Below are 2,266 nucleotides of genomic sequence, written 5' to 3' on the forward strand. Positions count from 1 at the left end.
AAGGCGGTGCTGCTGTATGTGAACAGCCCGGGTGGGGCGGCGATTGCTTCCGAGCAGATTCTGGAGGCGGTGCAGCGGGTGGCGCGGAAGAAGCCGGTGCTCGCGTACATGGATCGGGTGTGCGCCAGTGCGGGCTACATGGTGGCGCTGGGGGCGAAGGAGCTGTGGAGCGCCCCTCATGCGGTGGTGGGGTCCATTGGCGTGTTCGCGGGCAAGTTCGACACGTCCGGGCTGATGAACATGCTGGGCATCCACAAGACGCTGATTACTCGGGGCGCGAACGCGGGGTTGTTGTCGTTCTCCCGGGGCTTCACGGATGGGGAGCGGGCGGCGCTGGAGGCGGACATCGAGGAGATGTACCAGTCCTTCCTGGGGCATGTGGCGAAGGCGCGGGGGCGGACGAAGGAGGAAATCCACGCGCTCGCGGAGGGCCGGGTGTACTCGGGGCTGCGCGCGAAGGACGTGGGCCTGGTGGACAGGATTGGCGGGTTCGAGGAGGCGTGCCGGTATGCGCTGTCGCTGGCGAAGGTCGCGCCTGGGGACTTCGAGCTGAAGACGTATGGGGCGGCGGAGCGGCGGATGTCGGTGCTGCGGTTGTTGACGGGCGCGGCACAACCCCAGACGTACTCGCTGTGTTCCGTGTCCTGGAATCTGGCCGGGCAGGAGCAGGAGGTGTTGGCTTCGCTGGCCGATGAGACGCGGTGGGGCGCGTGGCTGCGCGATTTGTCGCGTGAGACCCGTGGCGAGGTGGGAGAGAACGAGCGCTGACCGATCGAGGGCACCCCAGAAGCCCATGTTCAGCATCGCGCTGGGAGAGGCGCACCTGCCAAGTGGATCGAAGTTTGGGAGGCTCTACGCATGCCTGTACATTCACGAGAAGAGTTGGTGGCTGCGCTTGATGCAAATGATTTTGAACGACTGCTCGGAACACCAGAGAGCGAGTGGCTTGACTTCAAGAAAGAGCCCTACCTTCTTGATTCCGATAAAGGTCGTTGGGAATATGTAAAAGATATTGCCGCATTCGCCAATGCCACAGGTGGATGCATCCTCATCGGCGTCAAGGCCACAAAAGACCCGAATGAGCTCCAGGAAAAAGCAACATCTGTGACGGCCATTCCAAAGAAACTGGTCAACTCAGACAGATACAACGGCATCCTGCTTGAGAAGCTGTACCCGGATGTCCAGGGACTTCGGATGAGATGGTATCCAGAGTCACGCGCCGTCTCGGATGGGCTGCTCCTTATTGAAATTCCATCGCAAAGAGGAAGCAGTAAGCCCTTCGTGTTGAGGAGTATGTCGGGAGCAGAGGATTTGCCTGTCATTGCGCTTGGTGTTCCAATGCGCGTAGGGGACCGCACAAGCTGGATGCGGGCTGAAACTCTACACCATCGAATGCAGGGAACCCGCCAGGTTGAAGAGGCGGCGCAGGTCGAGCGAGAATCCCGGCAACATGCGAGCCTTGTTCAGCGTGCGGAAGAACATATACGGACGCTCACTCGTGAAATGAAGTGGAGCAACGTCGCAACTTACTTTCTACAGGCGCTTCCTCCCGCTTCGGAAAGAACCGGCCCATTGCTCAATGTTCACGGAGAAGACGGCCTCCGTGGAGCACTTGCAAGGCCAAAATCGTTACGAACTATGGGATTCAACCTCAGGCAGTTGGGGAGTCTTGAGACGCGAAATGGAGGTCTGGCGTATCTCGAAGATCCACGTAGGTGTATCTCACTCGACCGCGATGGGCTTTTTACGGTTGGAGCATACGCAGAAGCCGATTTTCTCGGATGGTATCTTAACCGAGCACGCACAGATGCGTCGTCGCCAATGCGATTGAATCCATTGGTGCTGGTTGAGTTTACCCTGGAATTTTTTCGATTCGTATATGCCGCGCTAATTCCCCGGGTTTCGCATGGAGTTTGGACGTTTCGAATAGTGACCGAGGGGCTACAGAGCAGGCAAGGAGGCGTCCTGCTCAATCCTGGCCGGCACAATGCCGACCACTGGTCGGATGGTGCTCCGGCTTCCGTGGACGTAACCGTTCACGGCGCAGGCCGGCGGAAAGGTGAACTGAGGTTACGTGCCGGGTAGCAGTGAGGGTGCGGGAGTGCCGTGGAGCTGAGCTTCGACGGAGGCGGTGAGATAAGCACGTTGCGCTCCTGCTTCCTGAGACTCATCACGGCGGTGAGGATGCGTGCGACGAAGAGACTGCCGTCCTCGCTCTGGGTACCGAAGCTCGTCTTGCGCCAGATGACGGCATGGCGCAGGTCTC

General features: G+C 59.6%; 2 protein-coding genes and 1 pseudogene. 2 read left to right on the plus strand and 1 reads right to left on the minus strand.

Annotated elements, in window-relative coordinates:
- Positions 1–768 (plus strand): signal peptide peptidase SppA (gene sppA, locus HUW62_RS46830; RefSeq protein WP_176438147.1); only part of this gene is annotated, 768 nt, incomplete at its 5' end.
- A 117-nt stretch (positions 769–885) separates the two neighbouring features.
- Positions 886–2,085 carry an ATP-binding protein gene (locus HUW62_RS46835; protein ID WP_217911985.1) on the plus strand — a complete coding sequence of 400 codons (1,200 nt, stop codon included), beginning with the start codon at positions 886–888 and terminating at the stop codon, positions 2,083–2,085.
- Here HUW62_RS46835 and HUW62_RS49535 read toward each other — a convergent pair.
- Positions 2,071–2,266 (minus strand): annotated as a pseudogene (locus HUW62_RS49535) (IS66 family transposase); the annotation flags it as partial. The gene HUW62_RS46835 and the pseudogene HUW62_RS49535 overlap by 15 nt on opposite strands.

It is taken from the genome of Myxococcus sp. AM011 (genome assembly GCF_013372595.1).
Lineage (GTDB): Bacteria > Myxococcota > Myxococcia > Myxococcales > Myxococcaceae > Myxococcus > Myxococcus eversor.